At 39.2% G+C, this 16653-nt stretch carries 14 protein-coding genes, 1 tRNA gene and 1 pseudogene; 10 read left to right on the top strand and 6 right to left on the bottom strand.

Features of this window, described 5'->3' with window-relative positions:
- Positions 1 to 566: 566 nt before the first annotated feature.
- Positions 567 to 1580 (bottom strand): tryptophan--tRNA ligase, encoded by a 1014-nt coding sequence (gene trpS / locus MST17_RS11790; RefSeq protein ID WP_180007457.1) that lies wholly within the window; start codon positions 1578 to 1580, stop codon positions 567 to 569.
- Between the two features lie 202 nt (positions 1581 to 1782).
- Here trpS and MST17_RS11785 point away from each other — a divergent pair, with 202 nt between their 5' ends.
- Complete coding sequence (locus MST17_RS11785) at positions 1783 to 2709, top strand: DUF808 domain-containing protein (protein ID WP_180007458.1); 927 nt, start codon at positions 1783 to 1785, stop codon at positions 2707 to 2709.
- A gap of 46 nt (positions 2710 to 2755) precedes the next feature.
- The gene (locus MST17_RS11780) at positions 2756 to 3661 is read left to right on the top strand and encodes a neutral zinc metallopeptidase (RefSeq protein ID WP_180007459.1); all 906 of its coding nucleotides are present in this window, start codon (positions 2756 to 2758) and stop codon (positions 3659 to 3661) included.
- A 58-nt stretch (positions 3662 to 3719) separates the two neighbouring features.
- On the opposite strand, the gene MST17_RS11775 is transcribed toward MST17_RS11780, so the two are convergent.
- On the bottom strand, positions 3720 to 4277 hold the full coding sequence (locus MST17_RS11775; RefSeq protein ID WP_180026473.1) for a hypothetical protein: 558 nt from the start codon (positions 4275 to 4277) through the stop codon (positions 3720 to 3722).
- Between the two features lie 219 nt (positions 4278 to 4496).
- Between MST17_RS11775 and MST17_RS11770 the strand changes: the two genes are divergently transcribed.
- The 3 genes and pseudogenes from MST17_RS11770 (at position 4497) to MST17_RS11760 (ending at position 7201) form a co-directional block, all read left to right on the top strand.
- Positions 4497 to 5996 carry a sodium:proton antiporter gene (locus MST17_RS11770; protein WP_180007461.1) on the top strand — a complete coding sequence of 500 codons (1500 nt, stop codon included), beginning with the start codon at positions 4497 to 4499 and terminating at the stop codon, positions 5994 to 5996.
- A gap of 122 nt (positions 5997 to 6118) precedes the next feature.
- Positions 6119 to 6551 (top strand): annotated as a pseudogene (locus MST17_RS11765) (transposase); the annotation flags it as partial.
- 332 nt (positions 6552 to 6883) lie between these two features.
- Positions 6884 to 7201 carry an MGMT family protein gene (locus MST17_RS11760; protein WP_078193003.1) on the top strand — a complete coding sequence of 106 codons (318 nt, stop codon included), beginning with the start codon at positions 6884 to 6886 and terminating at the stop codon, positions 7199 to 7201.
- A 109-nt stretch (positions 7202 to 7310) separates the two neighbouring features.
- Here MST17_RS11760 and MST17_RS11755 read toward each other — a convergent pair whose 3' ends face one another.
- Together MST17_RS11755 and MST17_RS11750 are read right to left on the bottom strand one after the other, a co-directional pair.
- Positions 7311 to 7751: a universal stress protein gene (locus MST17_RS11755; RefSeq protein WP_078189919.1), complete on the bottom strand. Its 441-nt coding sequence runs from the start codon at positions 7749 to 7751 to the stop codon at positions 7311 to 7313.
- A gap of 291 nt (positions 7752 to 8042) precedes the next feature.
- Positions 8043 to 8459 carry a hypothetical protein gene (locus tag MST17_RS11750; RefSeq protein ID WP_180026471.1) on the bottom strand — a complete coding sequence of 139 codons (417 nt, stop codon included), beginning with the start codon at positions 8457 to 8459 and terminating at the stop codon, positions 8043 to 8045.
- A 167-nt stretch (positions 8460 to 8626) separates the two neighbouring features.
- Between MST17_RS11750 and MST17_RS11745 the strand changes: the two genes are divergently transcribed.
- Positions 8627 to 8703, top strand: a tRNA-Met gene (locus MST17_RS11745).
- Between the two features lie 266 nt (positions 8704 to 8969).
- Here the strand turns inward: MST17_RS11745 and MST17_RS11740 are convergent.
- Both MST17_RS11740 and MST17_RS11735 read right to left on the bottom strand, forming a co-directional pair.
- A complete protein-coding gene (locus MST17_RS11740) occupies positions 8970 to 10595 on the bottom strand; it encodes an NAD+ synthase (RefSeq protein ID WP_180026470.1) in 1626 nt (541 codons plus the stop codon).
- 375 nt (positions 10596 to 10970) lie between these two features.
- On the bottom strand, positions 10971 to 11486 hold the full coding sequence (locus MST17_RS11735; protein WP_180026504.1) for a hypothetical protein: 516 nt from the start codon (positions 11484 to 11486) through the stop codon (positions 10971 to 10973).
- Between the two features lie 162 nt (positions 11487 to 11648).
- Here MST17_RS11735 and MST17_RS11730 point away from each other — a divergent pair, with 162 nt between their 5' ends.
- From MST17_RS11730 to MST17_RS11715, 4 genes are all read left to right on the top strand, one after another.
- Positions 11649 to 13151 carry an AAA family ATPase gene (locus MST17_RS11730; protein ID WP_180026469.1) on the top strand — a complete coding sequence of 501 codons (1503 nt, stop codon included), beginning with the start codon at positions 11649 to 11651 and terminating at the stop codon, positions 13149 to 13151.
- Positions 13139 to 14575, top strand: coding sequence for a VWA domain-containing protein (locus MST17_RS11725; RefSeq protein ID WP_180026468.1), 1437 nt, complete (start codon positions 13139 to 13141; stop codon positions 14573 to 14575). Before MST17_RS11730 ends, MST17_RS11725 begins: the two co-directional genes overlap by 13 nt.
- 240 nt (positions 14576 to 14815) lie before the next feature.
- Positions 14816 to 15772, top strand: a complete 957-nt coding sequence (locus MST17_RS11720; RefSeq protein ID WP_180026467.1) for a metal-dependent hydrolase — start codon at positions 14816 to 14818, stop codon at positions 15770 to 15772.
- Between the two features lie 12 nt (positions 15773 to 15784).
- Positions 15785 to 16651, top strand: a complete 867-nt coding sequence (locus MST17_RS11715) for an SDR family NAD(P)-dependent oxidoreductase (RefSeq protein WP_180026466.1) — start codon at positions 15785 to 15787, stop codon at positions 16649 to 16651.
- Positions 16652 to 16653: the final 2 nt, after the last annotated feature.

Genomic DNA, 16653 nt, shown 5'->3' with positions numbered 1-16653 from the left:
CGGCTGGAGGTACTTTTGTTTCGGCAAAAGTACCCAAAACCATTGTCATCCGCAAAACTCGTTTACTAGCGTCAAATTACTCAAAGTATCGCAAAAACTTTTTTGATTAGAAGTAGTCCTGCCTCGAACAGTTGCGGATGACGTTACTGCGTATCGTTCTTTTATTTGAAGAAAATTGCGCTTCTGATGTTACTGCGTAACATCAGTTACTAATTTATATTCATTTTTAAAATGATGTATTCATTGAAAAGTCCGCTTATAGTGGACTTTTGGATATTGGTAGTTGCCAATTTTCAGACAAAAAAATACGCAATGATTGGGGTGTTCATTGCGTATAACAACGAATCTGTTTCCACAGGTTCGGTAAAGGAGAAATGTTATGAATTTAGGTATTCCTAAAACATAAATAGATAATAGAGTGAACGGTCAGTCATTTCATTGGTGTTCACGTTAAGTGATGTTACCTAACGTTAAAACTAAGGAGATTTTGTGAATACTTTCACAAAAAGTGCCTATAAAAAAGCCTTTCACATTGGAAAGGCTTAATTTTATGGAATTTTTTAAATTTAGAAGTGGAATACACCCAGTCCAGATTTAATCTCATCCAACGTTTGTTGGGTAATATCACGGCATTTATCGGTACCGGTTTTTAAAATATCCATGATGTAGTCAGGATCTTTTTGCAATTCTAAACGGCGTTCACGGATCGGGCCGATGAGCTCTTTTAGCACACCTTCAAGACGCTTTTTCACCGTACCATCTCCTAGGCCACCACGACGATAGTGTTCTTTCAGTTCCGCAACAGCATCTTTATCTGGGTCGAATGCATCAAGGTAAGTAAATACCACGTTACCTTCCACTTGACCTGGATCTTCAATACGTAAATGATTTGGATCGGTATACATTGCGTTTACGGCTTTTTTGATATCTTTATCAGTCGCGTCAAGCACAATGGTATTGCCCAAAGATTTAGACATTTTTGCTTTACCATCAAAACCTGGTAAGCGGCCTACATTAGAGAGTAAAGCTTTACATTCAGGAAGTACGTCACGACCAATTTGACGGTTTAAACGACGAACAATTTCGTTGGTTTGTTCAATCATTGGAATTTGGTCTTCGCCCACTGGAACGACAGATGCTTTAAACGCTGTAATATCGGCAGCTTGAGCCACTGGATAGCATAAGAAACCTGCAGGAATATCACGCTCAAATCCACGCATTTGAATCTCAGATTTGATGGTGGGATTACGCTCTAAGCGAGAAACCGTCACAAAGTTCAAATACAACATGGTCAATTCATTCAATGCTGGTAAGCATGATTGAACGCAAATCGTGGTTTTGGTTGGGTCAATTCCTACAGCAAGATAATCGGTTGCGACTTCAATAATATTGCGACGAACTTTTTCGAAGTTATCGGCATTATCAGTTAAGGCTTGAGCATCAGCTAAAAGGAGATGTTGATGATGCGAATCTTGTAAACCTACACGTGAACGTAAAGAACCTACAAAATGACCTAAATGTAATTGTCCAGTCGGACGGTCGCCAGTCAAAATCACTGGACGATTATCTTGAGTACTCATTATCTGTTCCAAAGTGGTAGTCAAAGCTACGGCTGATTTTCAAAGAATGTCCCCATTGTACGGCATTCTATTTTTGATTGTTACTGACACAGCACAATTGACTGAAAAATGGGTGAATATTTTGTTAATTATTAAAAAACTAAATACAATTTTAGCGTTAAATAGAATTAGAATATTAAAAAATGCCTAAAGGATAAAAATAATGGCGAGTAGCTTATTAATCTTACTTGATGATATTGCAACTGTGTTGGATGACGTTGCTGTGATGAGTAAGATGGCAGCCAAAAAAACAGCGGGTGTCCTTGGAGATGATTTAGCACTGAATGCACAACAAGTCAGTGGTGTCCGTTCCGATCGTGAACTTCCTGTCGTTTGGTCTGTCGCCAAAGGATCTTTTGTTAATAAATTAATTTTGGTTCCGGCTGCTTTATTGATCAGTGTGGTTGCACCTTGGCTGATTACACCGCTTTTGATGATTGGTGGTTTGTTTTTGTGCTATGAGGGTGTGGAAAAAGTCCTGCATAGTTTGCATCATAAAAAAGCCAAAACAGAAGAAGTTGCTCGTGAAGAGATGACCCATATTGAAACGGATTTGGTGACTTTTGAAAAAGAAAAAGTCAAAGGTGCCATCCGGACCGATTTTATTTTATCTGCTGAAATTGTGGTGATTTCATTGGGTACGGTTGCAACTGCGGCATTTGGGACTAAGGTCATGGTGCTTTCGGTGATTGCAATTATAATGACCGTTGGTGTTTATGGTTTTGTCGCGATGATTGTCAAAATTGATGACTTAGGACTTTATCTCACGCAACAAGCATCACAATTTAAAAAGACCGTTGGACAAGGTTTGTTAGCATTTGCACCTAAGTTGATGAAGACATTAACCATTGTAGGTACGATTGCCATGTTTTTAGTGGGTGGTGGCATCATTACCCATGGTGTGCCTCTGCTACACCATTTTATTGAAGGTTCTGTGGATTATGCAGAACATATTCCTACAGTTGGCAGTATTGTGGGTGCATTAACACCGACTTTAATCAATTTAGTGACAGGTTTTATTGCAGGTTTAATCGTGCTGTGCGTCGTGTCTTTAGTTCAAAAAGTATGGCCAAAGTCGCAAAAGGATTAATCTGTAAACGCACGGATATCAACTATTTTATATAAGGAAGATCACTATGCGCTGGAAAGGTCGAAGAGTTAGTTCAAACGTAGAAGACCGTCGCGGTGGTGGCGGTGCAAAAGCGGGTGGTATCAGTATTCTCGGTTTGGTTGTAGCATTTGTTGCGTGGAAGTTTTTTGGTGTAGATCCGCAGCAAGCTTATCAGGCGACTAAACAAGTGACTTCACAGGGTCAAACGGCTGAAGTCAAAGGTTTGGATAATCCAACACCTGAACAACAAGAAGCGATGGATTTTGTTGGAACGGTTTTGGCCGATACGGAAGATACATGGACTAAAGTCTTCCAAGAACAGTTAAATGCCCAGTATAAAGCGCCTAAATTGGTCATGTTTAATGGTGTGGTCAACTCGGGTTGTGGTACAGCACAAGCTGCAATGGGGCCGTTTTATTGCCCAGCAGATCAGAAGGTCTATATTGATACTGCATTCTTTAAAGATATGCGTACGCAAATGGGCATCACGGGTGAACAAAATCAAACTGAATTGAGTCGTCAAGATCAGGCGGGTGATTTTGCGCAAGCCTATGTGGTTGCCCATGAAGTTGGACATCATATCCAAACGATTTTAGGTATTTCTGAGCAAGTTCAGCAGGCGCGTGCGCAAGCGTCTAAAGCTGAAGGTAATCGTTATTCGGTCATGCAAGAACTACAAGCAGACTGCTTTGCGGGTATTTGGGCGCATCATAATCAACAGCGTACCCAATTTTTAGAGCAGGGTGATGTAGAAGAAGCGATGGACGCTGCACATAAGATTGGTGATGACTATTTACAGAAAAGTGCAACTGGGCAAGTGGTCCCAGATAGCTTCACGCACGGAACCAGTGAGCAACGTATGAAATGGTTCCAGACAGGGTTGAAATCAGGCAATATCAATAGCTGTGATACCTTTAACCAAGCCATTTAAAACAAAAAAAAGGAGGATGCAAACATCCTCTTTTTTTCATTGAAAAATAGATTGAAACTTATTTATTAAGAAATGATTTAAAGTTTCGAACAATACGATAGCTGACATACAATGCGGCAAATGCGAATAAAGCCACGCCAAAAACAGTATATTTAAGGCCTGAAATATCGTTTTGATAGAACTGTTTTAATTGGGCATCGCTATAGCGTAATTGTTGTTTTTGTCCAGTGCGGCTATTGGTGAAACTCACATTTTGGATATATTGAAATTGTCCGATTTTCAGTAAATCGAGGTGTTGAATTTGTCGGGTGTGTTGCTGATTAAATTCATCGAGACAAATATCTTGTGCATAGTTTTCACAATTCAGTTTGGCAAGATAACCATTATTCGCCAGCATGATAAAAATCGCACGATCGGGTGATTCATTATTGGAGACCAAAACCAATTGTTCTTTGGGTGTTGAATCCAGTGAAACCTTTTTTGCCTGACTAAAATAGTGCTCAGCACGTAAAATTTCCTGTGTCTTGCTAAAACAAGTCAGGATCAGCGCTGCAGTAATGATAAAGATCACAGCAGCAAAAAAGAGTCGAAAAATAGTTTTAATGGTCTGATGCATAGGAGAAATAAATTAGAGGATAAAAATGCATAAAATCGATGCAGGCTTGCTATGTTAAATGATCTTGATAAAAGATGTGAAAAAAACTGAATTTATACACGGTATTTAGATAAAATTCGTTAAAATATTTTATTTTTAAATACCAAATAATTTAGTATTTATTTTTAAAATACCTATATCTCACTCTGTAGGCGACACAGCACCAAAATTGGGAACGAAATGGGAAATTATTTTTTTCTACAGGTTTTTACCGTTATTTTTGCACTTTCGATTGCAACCACCATTTTTAATAAACGTATCTTGGCTTTTCCACAAGCCATAGGTGTTCCCATTGTTTCTGCAATTTTTGTCTTTATTTTGCAATGGGGTGCGAGTTTACTCAATGGCAATCAATTTGTGACGATTAATTTGCACAATATTGAAGAGGCAGTTCGTCATATCGACTTTTATGACTTTTTAATTAATGGCGTGATTTGTTTTATTTTGACCTCTTCAGCCTTGAAATTTAAAGTTTCAGATTTACGTTTACATTGGAAGCCGATCAGTATTTTGGCCAGTATTGCCTTGGTGCTTTGTGCGGTGTTTTTTGGTGTTGCTTTATATGGTTATCAGTTCTTAATTGGTCATCATGTTGATTTATTGGTGTTGTTATTATTAGGCGCTGCTTTAGGTGCGACTGACCCAATTGGGGTTAAAGGTGTATTAAGTTCTGTACGTGCCCCACATCATTTGATGGTGAAATTAGAAGGCGAATCGCTCTTTAATGATGCCATGTGTATTGCTGTGTTTATGACTTTACTCAATGTTTTGCAAGGTGAACATTTTACCGTCATTGGTACGCTTGAAACACTGTTATATGAAATTGTTGTTGCAGTCATTATTGGTTGGGCATTTGGTTTAGGGATTTTACGTTTACTCCGCGGTAAACATGAAATGGAGTCCTTGATTTTAACCACAGCATTATTGGCAAGTGGTTCATATCTAGTCGCTTTATTCGCACATGCATCTGCACCAATTGCATGTGTTATTGGTGGTCTGATCGTTGGGAATAAATGGAAAGAAATCCTCCAAGACCGAGAAATCAGGGAAGTGAACCATTTCTGGCATACCGTGGAAGGAATCATCAATTCCTTCTTATTTACCCTGATCGGTCTCGAGTTATTTATCTTAGATTTAAGTATCAGCTTAATTTTAGGCGGTATGGTGGCGTTTATCATTTTGCATGCATCGCGCTTTGCAGCAAACTATTTATCTTTTGCATTCTTCCCAAGTTTCCGCAAAAAAAGTTACAACGGTAGCCTTGCCATCTTATCGTGGGGTGGGGTTCGTGGCGGTATTTCATTGGCCTTAATCCTTGCTGTTGCCAATATTCCTGAACTCAGTGAATACAGCAGTATTTTGATTGGATATACATTTATTGCAGTCTTAATGTCGGGCCTCGTGTGTGGCCTAGGTTTACCCGCTGTGATGAATGCTTTTTATTACAACCCGAATGAAGAAACCAAAGGTTTCAAAGGTTGGTATCAAAGAATGTGCCATAAAATGAATAAAAAGGGTTTCCAATATATCGTGGGCGAAGATATACATGGTAATGAAACCATCACGGTATATAACCCAGAAGCATTAATAGATACCAAAGCGGATGATGGTGTTGCTGCTGTACATAATCCAGAGAAAGTGCAAGAAGTTCGTCGATTAGAAAATCCCGAAAACTTCTAAATTGCTTTGTTCGATTTAAAAAAAGGAAATGCTTGAGCATTTCCTTTTTTTATTTCTAGCTGTGTTCCATCATGAAACAGCAAAATGTGGGAAATTATGACTGGTCATTCAGCAGGAGATAAAAACATATTGATATTGCGATTAGCTATCAAAAAAGTTCTGATGGACTACATCTACTTGTTGACTCTATAGGTTTGAAGTTATTAGCTGAAGGTGAATCGAAACCTAATAAACATCAGTCTGAAGGTCGACGACAATGGCGTAAACTTCGTATTGGTATAGATGCTGAAAACATTGCAAACATGGACAATTCAGCTCATGACAACAATGTCAGCAGTTCATAAGTACTAGAAAACTTACTTGCATAAATTTCACCTAGTGAGCCAATGAATTCTAGCTATACCGATAGCGCATATGACACAAAATGCTGTAGGCATATCATTTCAGATTTATAAGCACTCTAGTCATTCCTCAAAGAAAAAATGCGAAACCATGAAAAGACAAAAAACTGTGGCTTTGGGAAGAAATGAATTCTTAAAGACAGTCCGACGTGTAAGGTGTGCCGTCATGAAGCTTTTAGTCACATCATGATAAAGTTTATTTGAAGTTCTGCTTTAAATGACGCTGTCTTTTTGCATAAGAAATACGATATCTCGCCATGTTTTTAATTGCATAAATGCGCTCTCTACCAAGGGGCGATATTTATACAAATGGTTGTCATAGCCCAAATGTGTCGATAAAGTTGAATTACTCACTTTGAAAAATACCGATGTGACTTTACAAGATCTAATCGATCACAACCAATTACTGTACTAATCTGTCAAAATTAAGTATTAATCAAAGAGAACCTTCGGGTTCTCTTTTTTATGCGGCTCAAAGGAGATCAGATGAAGCAGAGTGATGAATTGGCAACGCAAATTTTGTCGGTCATTCAATTGATACCGCAGGCGAAGATTGCCACTTACGGACAAATTGCCAAATTAGCGGGTTTACCGAAACATGCACGACTGGTTGGCTATGTACTAAAGCATCTAGATGCAACATCAACGATCCCATGGCATCGGGTGGTGAATGCTCAGGGAAAAATCAGCACGCAGCGTTGCAATGAAAAAGGTGAAAATATCCAGCAATTGAAATTGGCAGCTGAAAATGTCTTTGTGGTGAATGGACGCATCTCATTGAAACAATATCAATGGTTACCCTAAAAAATCCTTGCCTTAAACATAGAATTATAATTTTATAATTGATGAAGTAGTCAATAAAAAGCCCTCTAGGATCAGAAGGCTTTTTATTTCACGCTATAAATCTAATGGCTTATTTGCGTACAACCAAAACAGGAATGTCTGAAGCACCTAGTACGCTTTGAGCTACGCTGCCCAAGAAGAATTTTTTGATCCCTGTACGGCCATGTGAACCAATAATAATCAAGTCCGCATGTGTTTCTTCTGCAGCTTTAACCAGTTCAGTATGCACCACTTGACCTTCAAGTAAGCGAGTTTCAACAGTGACACCTTCAGTTGAAAATTTCGCTTTTGCTTCTTCAAGTGTATTTAAAATCGATGCACGAGCACGTTCAATTAAATCATTGGTTTGCGCTGCTGAAATATACTCTGCAGCAATATATGGATCGAGCGTCAGTACTTGAACCACAGTAATTTTACTGCCAAAAGTTTTTGCAAACTCGACAGCTTTAGCCACCGCAGCATAAGAAGTTTCTGAACCGTCCACTGGAACTAAAATATTATTTAAAGCCATCTTATTTCTCCTTATCTGATCAATTGAATTTGGATGGAAAAACCTGAAAAAAAGCGCTATTACATTGATCATAGTTTCATCATACGCTTTTTTATTTTGGAATAAAACCAAGTAAATTCATAAGGATATTGTGAATTTTGTAATAAAAATATTGCAAAAATATGGACTTGTCTTCACCATGCTTAGCGATAGCAAAAATGCTCAATAATGTAAGCAGCTATGTCTAGATTGTAAGACAATTTGGTGCTGAAAAATTGAGCCTAGATAATTCATCCAACAGCAGACATATTTTCAATCACACCGTTTCTCTTGCTCTGTCAGGGTAATATGCAACGCTTGTTGCTCAAGCAGGCTTAATTTATGCAAAGTATCTTCAGGAAAGATCTGTTTCTGTAGGCGTTGAATCTGTTGAGCTGATAAATACTGATTGGCACAATACATTGCAGCTTCATTGGCGCGAGCAACACTGACTAATTTCTCCTGATCATTGAAGTCGAGACGAATGATAGGCTGCTGTGCTCGGCTAAGTTGAGCCATGCTGCGCTTTTGTTGCATGCTCAGTAAAGGCTGTTTATTAATCCAAGTCGCCACATCACGTCGCACACCATTATAGTCAACAAAAATAGGTGAGACGATTTGGCAGCCCGTTAAGGTCATGACGGCAAGGCTGAGGGTCAGACAGGCTTTTTTTATCGAATTGAATTGCATGATAAAACTCTAATTTTTAATCAAAAAATATAGTAAATAGGGCTAAAAATAGCATAATTTGCTTAAATAGTAACATCTTGAACTTTGCTTGTTTAAACTCTGAACAATTGCAAACAAAAATGCTTGACGATAATGTGTGAAATCTAGATAATGCCACCACAGTTTACGGCTATGTAGCTCAGTTGGTTAGAGCACCGCACTCATAATGCGGGGGTCACAAGTTCAAGTCTCGTCATAGCCACCATTTTTATAGACCAAGCTCTCAGCTTGGTCTCTTTTTTTGTGCCTAGAAAAAGTCAAATAGATTGAAATAATTACAGCACTAATAAAATGATCTGTTCACGATGTTAATGTAGAAATAAAAGAGAACTCAAATCTTTGATGTTATGAATTGATGTCCTAACTTTTGAAATACACATCTCAATTACTTTTTATATTTACTGCTGTGTTTTTTGCGCCTATAAAAAAGCCCAGTTATAGAACTGGGCTTTTTTGATTTGAATTGAGTAATTAGATACCCGGTTTCCAACCATTCACGATTGGGTAGCGTCGTTCACGGCTAAATGCACGTGAGCTAATACGTGGACCGATCGCGCCTTGGCGACGTTTGTATTCGTTTAGATCAACCAAACGGATGACTTTTTTCACGACTTCAGCATCAAAACCTTTGGCAATGATGTCATCTTGGCTCATGTCTTCTTCGATATACGCATATAAGATGGCATCCAATACTTCGTATTCAGGTAATGAGTCTTGGTCTTTCTGATCTGGACGAAGTTCCGCAGAAGGTGGACGAGTAATTACACGTTCAGGGATCACTGGTGTTTCTGAAATGCTGTTACGGTATTTTGCTAGTTCAAATACAATCGTTTTATAAACGTCTTTAAGAACTGCAAAGCCACCGACCATGTCACCGTACAATGTACAGTAACCAACAGACAATTCAGACTTGTTCCCTGTAGAAAGTACAAGATTACCGAACTTGTTCGATAAGGCCATTAGCAACGTACCACGAGAACGCGCTTGTAGGTTTTCTTCAGTCGCATCAGTCGGTGCATCGCCAAAGAAAGGGAATAAGGTTTGCATAAAGCCATTCACAATTGGATTGATTTCGGCAATACCAAAAGTTACGCCCATATTCTTGGCTTGTTCAGCAGCATCTTCAACGCTGATTTGCGCGGTATAGGTATATGGCATCATGACCGCTTGAACTTTATCGGCGCCAATCGCATCGGCAGCAATCGCTAAAGTTAATGCTGAGTCAATACCACCAGATAGACCTAAAATCACGCCAGGGAAGCCTGAACGTTGTACGTAGTCACGGGTTGCGATTACAAGGCTTTGGTAGATTTCAGCCATGGTATTTAATACAGGCGTGATTGCACCTGTTTTAAAGGCTTTTTGTTCAGCATCGTATTCTGCGATATATAGATCTTCAACAAAACTTGGTGCTTGCAACGCAACTTCACCTGAATTGTTCATCACAAAGCTTGTGCCATCAAAGACAAGGTCGTCTTGACCGCCCACTTGGTTGCAGTAAACCAGATTGATGTTCAATTGTTTGGTCAATGCAGTCATGGTTTCAATGCGATGCTGTGGTTTACCAACTTCATAAGGTGAAGCATTCAACACCAAAGCGGTTTCAACATTTAACTGAGCAAGCTGTTGAACAGTTGGTAATGCCCAAACATCTTCGCAAATCAACACACCAAACTTATGACCTAAATATTCAAAGACAAGGTGTTGATGACCCTCACTGAAATAACGTCTTTCATCAAAAACGCTATAGTTTGGAAGATTTTGTTTATTGTAAATCCCGAGAACTTGACCATTTTTCATGACAGCAGCAGAGTTATAGCGCTGACCATCTTCAGTTTGATTCACAAAACCAAAGACTAAAACGATGTCCTTAATGCTCGCTAATTGTTCAAAAGCTTGCTGTGTACGTTTATTTAAACTTGGACGTAATAATAAATCTTCAGCAGGATAACCAACTGTAGAAAGTTCCGGAAAAACAATAATATCTGCATTCTGTTCTTTTGCAGCATTGGCTTGTTGAAGCATTTTTGCTGCGTTTGATTCTAGGTTACCAATATGCGGAGAGAACTGAGCAAGTGCAATTTTAAAACTATTCATTCCAACTAAATCCTATTCCTATAGGTGAATACACTTAACACACTGATTTGTATTATTGTGATTATTCAGCGAGTGTATTTAGATACGAAAAATACTGCCGAAAGGCGAAAACAAAACACCATCATCGTATGATAATTCACTTGTTTTGATGCAAAGCAAAAAAATAAGGTGAACCTATTTTATCTGAATTTAAGCGAGATACTAGAGGTATTCATAGCTTTTAAAAGCCTAGCTGAGCTTATGTGCTATAAAGTAAATATTAATGCTGTTTTTTTGTACTTAAAATAGCGTCAATGGTCGAGCACTAGTGTGAAATAGAATGATCAGGCGATATTCAATTTTATCTATAAATATTCGTCAAAGAGCATTGACGCTTTACAGCTCAATTTGATGAACAAGTTCTGGATATAAAATAATATTTTTTATTCGCTTTAAATAGATGTCACGAGCAATGTCGCCTTGTTGCTCAATGTTGTAGTCAAAAAATGCTTTGTGTGGTTTGAGGGTATAGCGGTATGGATTATATTTTTTAAAACTGAAGAAATACGCCATCTGCAAAATAGCACCCCGACCCAAAACATTGATCTGTTGCTGGTATTGATAAACATGGGTCATTTCATGAATAAACAGGGCACGATATCCTAAAGACGCTTTGGCATAGTCCGCTTTAAACAGTAAATTTCGTGCATGGATATACCCCTGAGGCGCCATGACCACATGCGCCGATTGCCAAGGCAAAAAAGGGTGATTCATCACTTTCACTTGCTCATATTGAATCAAATCACCAAACACACTGCGACACATGGATATTTCACCTGCCGTGAGGGATCGATATTTAAAACCTTCAAGTTTTAACAGTCGGATGAGTGTAGGAAAGAAGGGCAACATGATGAAAAGTGTTTATTGTTCCAAAGGGATGTGTAGTTTTACTATAACCTGAAAATACAATATCACGCTGTTGCGCTGTATTTAAAGAGCGATATTTTTGCATCTGCTACAGCGAAAAATCGGTTAGGGCGTTACAATTTAGTTTTCGGTCAAACAGATAGTCAGATGCAAGCACGGATCAATACTTTAATTTCTGAAATCAGCAAAAATATGTATGAACGTGAGCAGATTATTGCTTTGAGTTTATTGGCTGGTGTTGCGGGCATGAATACCTTTTTATATGGTTTGCCCGGTACAGCAAAAAGTTTGATTTCACGTCGAATCGCCTCTGCTTTTGAGGTCCATGACTATTTTGAATATTTGATGAATCGTTTCAGTACGCCTGAAGAAATTTTTGGACCGGTATCGATCAAAGCCTTAAAAGAAGATCAATACATTCGTAAAACAGAACATTATTTACCACGGGCAGATTTTGCATTTTTAGATGAAATTTGGAAAGCCAGCCCTGCGATTTTAAATACTTTACTGACCTTGGTGAATGAGCGGAGTTTTAAAAATGGTGACATTGTCCAAAAAGTTCCATTGAATGTTTTGGTTAGTGCATCGAATGAAATTCCCGAACCAAATCAAGGTCTAGATGCATTGTATGATCGTTTTATTTTGCGTTTAGAAGTGCCGCCGATTGCTATTGCAGAAAACTTCCATGCACTATTAGAGGCCAAACCGAGTCAAGTCAGTGTTGAAGTCGATGCAACTTTAAAAATAACAAAAGCAGAGTTACAAGATTGGCGGGAACAGATTTATCAGGTGGATTTACCCGAATCGATTTTAAATCTATTTGATCAACTTAAAACACGACTCAATCATAACTTTGAAGATCACGTGGTCTATGTCTCTGACCGTCGTTGGCAACGTGTGGCTTATTTAGTCAAAGCCTGTGCATTTTTAAATGATCGTCCATCGGTGATTTTGAGTGATCTATTGATTTTAAAACATTGCTTGTGGAATCAGCCTGAAGACATTGGTTTTGTATCGCAGCAGATAGATGAAGTATTGGCTGAAAATGGCTTAAATTACGGTTTGCAATTCGAACAGCATGTGGCAGAGAAGGATGCACTTGAACAGCGGGTGCTCAATCATTTTTATTATACCGATGATGTGTATGAGAGTTATTTAATTCATGGCATTGACTACTTGCGTGCAGTGACTAATCTAGATCGACACTATAAAGATAAAGTGTTGTATCTCGAACTGGATAAAATGGATACGAAAAAGGACTTCTTTGCCTTAGATGATACTGGTGAAGAAGTGCGTGGCATCGTATGTAATTTTAATGGTTCAAGAGTATGTACGTTAAAAGGTGGTTATTACGGCTTAGAAGAAGTGGTGACGCCGTATATAAAACATACCAAAGGTAGTCCACGCAGCTCTCTTTCAGCACAAAGCCAATATGAGCTGTTACACGAAGTTCAACAGCTCAAAGCACTGTTTCAAACAGAATTGGATCTGTTGACGGAACGCTTTAACAGTCAAAAACATCAGTTTAAATCGGTCTTTGTCACTGAACAGGATATTCAACAATTAATTCAATCTATTGAGCAGCAATTGGCGAGATATCAGTTGCAGTTACAAGATTGTGAGCGCTTGGAACAGTTATGTCGCAATTAAAACTGACACGACATCAAACTCAATCGGCACTCGATGAATTAAGTTCACAACTATATGATGAATTAAAACAATCCAGTTTAAAACATTGGTTGGAAGATCATAAAGTTGCAAAAAAGCTCGATCAAAAAATTCAGGAATGGGCCTTTCAGGCAAAATCGAGTTTAGATCAGCAGCATCCCTATGCAGTGGCGCAGCAGCAATTGGAATATTGGCTTGCGTTAAAGCATTGGGAGCAGGGTGATTTTGTTCAATTCCACACTGAATATGCCGCCTTCATGCAAACCTTAGGGATTCCAGAATTCACTGAAATGTGGCAACAGAGCCAACAGCCATTGCTGACCAAGCAGCAGCGTCAATTACAAATAGAGCTATTTAAAGGCAAATGGCAGCGTAAATTGACCGAAGCCATTGCGCATTGGGAGTTTGAGCAGCTCAGGTTACAACGAGATGCCTTTTTAGATGAAATCAAAGATTTTCTTGCGACATTGTCGAAAATGGTCAAGCACCATGACAGTGTCGGGTTTGAAACTGGGATTTTTCTAGACTATTCCAAAGGGCAATTAACTGAGCATGATGTACAGAACTTTGAGCAATGGGCGAATTATCTCGAGCAAGATCGGGCGCTTAAACGTTTATGTCAAATGATCGGAAGCGCACAGCCGAATATGCCACGTAAGCGGATTTCTGCGCAGTTAGAACAAGAACCACTGCAGCTTATTCACACCCCGATGGCGCAAGAGGAAATTACTGGAATTAAATTGGCACAAGAACTCAGTATGGCTTTACCTAGCGAGTTGGCGCTATTAGCCGATCCAGACTTGCAAGTTTTATTTGATTTGAAATATTTAGAATCTAATTTGATGAGTTTTAATCGACAAGGTCAGCAACAGGGACGGGTGATTGAAGACCAACGCCATACGCAGCATCGAGTCGGACAAAAAGGCCCGATGATTGTTTGCTTAGATACTAGTGGCTCAATGAATGGGCAACCTGAACTGATTTCCAAAGCGATTTGTCTATATTTATCCATTCGAGCGTTAAAAGAAAAGCGAGCGATGTGTTTGGTAAATTTCTCGACCAATTTAACCGCGCTGAATTTACAGAGTAACAGTGCTTTGGATGATGTCATTCACTTTTTAGGGCAGTCATTTCATGGGGGAACCGATATTATCCCTGCGATGAATCATGCCGTGGACATGTTGAAACAACCGAATTTTGTACATGCCGATGTGGTGGTAATTTCCGACTTTATAATGGGTCAACTGACTGAAGAACTCATGCAAGAGATCACACATTTTAAGCAGCAGGGCAATGGATTCTATGCTGTGGCTATCGGTAATTTTAAACTAGATCATTTAGATGACAGCCTGTTTGATCATCAATGGGTCTATCAATCTGTGACTGGCGAAGTGCAAAAAATCTAATAATCGTCCCTCACAAAAAATACGCCATGACCTTTAATGACAAGCTTTTGAGCCATACAGCATTGATGTTTTAAAGATTGTCTGACAAAGAAAATATTTGAGCATTTTTGCAAATCTAGAGGTCGGTTTTGCTAATGGCCTAGTGATCTATCTCACTTAATTTGATCCTCAATCTATGTGTTTTTACTTTAATCGACATGAAGTCAATGAACGGTAAACACCCAAATTGAGAGCAAAATCATGAGCGCTTTTCAACCGATAAAAAAAACTTTAGCACGCGTATTTGCAGGCCCTGTCTTTGACCCAACAAAACAGTCTGCCGTTGTTCCTATTCGTCATATGAAATTTGATTTCGAGCCAGAAAAAATTGATCCAAAATTTTATATGAATGCAGAATTGGCCAGTGCCTATTTTGCATCTTTATCTATTTTCTTAACCCGTGGCGAAGATTTAGTGATTGATACTGCTCGATATCATCGCGACTTTATTCAAGATCCTGTATTAAGACAACGTGTCACGTCGTTGATTGGGCAAGAGGCCATTCATTCACGTATGCATGAAGAAATGAATGAAGCATATCGCGCAAGAAATCTGCCTGTGCAATTTTTTAGAAAGTTAGAACACTACGTCTTTGCCTATGGTTTTGAACGTATGCCACAGCCAATAAAGTTATCCTTAATGGCAGCAATTGAGCATTTCACCGCAGTGCTTGCGGAATACATGATGAATCATGAAGAAATCTTTTTTAATTCAATAGATGAAAAGCAGCGCGCTATTTGGATGTGGCATATGTTGGAAGAGTCTGAACACAAAGACATTGCCTATGATGTCTATCAAGAATTATCAGGTAATTATGCTTTACGTATTGCCGGTTTTTTCCCTGCATTAATTACCATTTTGGGTTTGATTTCAATTGGTGCTTCGATTGTCCCTTTCTACAGAAAGCCATCGAACTTGATTAGCCTAAGTTACTGGAAGGATGTTCCGCGCAGTTTCCAGCTGATTTTTGGGTTAAAAGATGGTGTTTATGGCAGCAGCCTCGGGCATATTTTTGACTATCTACGACCAAGTTTTCACCCGAATGATCATGACACTTCTGCATTTCTTGAATATTACAAAAAGCGTTTGCTGAACCCTGTTGATGGCGTGTTAACACCTTATTTTGTCAAAGAATTTACCCCAGCATTAAAACGATAAAAGGACACAACCATGGGTCTATTTGGAAAAAAGGATAAGCCAAGTGAAAATGCCTACGCGGTGGTTACTGGTGCAGGCAGTGGTATAGGAAGAAGCTTTGCTTTGGAGTTGGCACGTCGTGGTGGGACAGTGGTCTGTGCCGATATTCATCTAGAAGCAGCGCAAGAAACGGTGGATCAAATTCAATCCATGACATCATCAAATGCTTATGCGGTGCAGTGTGATGTAGGTAAAGCTGAAGAAGTAAAAGCATTGTCAGAGCAAGCTGAGCAGTTGATGGGACATGCTGTGACCTTGGTGATCAACAATGCAGGCGTCGGGCTGGGTGGTAAATTTGATGAACTGAGTTTAGATGACTGGCAGTGGTGTATGCATGTCAATTTGTGGGGTGTGGTGCATGGCTGCCATTATTTTGTACCCAAGTTGAAACAAAATAAGCAGGGCGGCGCGATTATTAATGTTGCTTCTGCTGCGGCATATACTGCTGCACCAGAAATGACAGCATATAACGTGACGAAGTCGAGTGTGTTGGCATTGTCTGAAACTTTATCGGCAGAGCTCCGATCGGCAAATATCCGTGTGAATGTACTGTGCCCAACCTTGGTGCCGACCAATATCATGAAGAATGGACGCTTGCCCAATCGATATTCAAGCTTAGCTGATCAACTGCTGATGAATCATGCATTTACGACGAGCCACGATGTAGTCAATTTGACATTGAATAATTTAGATGCAGGGAAGTTGTACACCATTCCGCAACCTGATGCCAAATTATTTTGGTGGTTAAAGCGTTTATCCCCGCAAACCTATACCCGTTTATTGGGGGTGGGTTATCCCATATTTAACAACTATATTAAAAAGTCGGGAGCAAAAGCATGAAC

The sequence above is a fragment of the Acinetobacter sp. YH16056_T genome (assembly GCF_024605895.1).
Taxonomy (GTDB): Bacteria; Pseudomonadota; Gammaproteobacteria; order Pseudomonadales; family Moraxellaceae; genus Acinetobacter; species Acinetobacter amyesii.
Note: the sequence above shows the minus strand (reverse complement) of the source record. Positions and strands in the feature narration are given on the sequence as shown.